The following is a 313-nucleotide window of genomic DNA, read 5'->3' as shown; positions in this document are numbered from 1 at the left end:
CAGGTACAGCTCCACGGCCTTGGAGCCCGGCGCCAGCGAGGATTTGACCCAGGGCTTGCGCGTGAGACCCAGGCGGTTGGCATTGCGCGCCAGCAAGGCCGCGGCGATGACGTTGCGCGGGTTGCTGGTGTTGGTGCAGCTGGTGATGGCGGCGATGATGACGGCCCCATCGGGCATCAGGCCTTGCGCCTCCTGGGCGCGGGCGGCCTGCAGCTTGGCCGCATCGGCAATGCCGCGTTCGGCCAGGGCCGAGGTGGGCAGGCGCCGGTGCGGATTCGAGGGGCCGGCCATGTTGCGCACCACGGTGGACAGG

Annotated in this window: 1 protein-coding gene; it reads right to left on the bottom strand. The window is 70.9% G+C overall.

Annotation, left to right across the window (positions count from 1 at the left end):
* Positions 1 to 313 (bottom strand): aconitase family protein (locus tag ACM14_RS30305; protein WP_254662174.1); only part of this gene is annotated, 313 nt, incomplete at both ends.

Source organism: Delftia sp. JD2, assembly GCF_001682645.1.
GTDB classification, from domain to species: domain Bacteria; phylum Pseudomonadota; class Gammaproteobacteria; order Burkholderiales; family Burkholderiaceae_C; genus Comamonas; species Comamonas acidovorans.
Note: the sequence above shows the minus strand (reverse complement) of the source record. Positions and strands in the feature narration are given on the sequence as shown.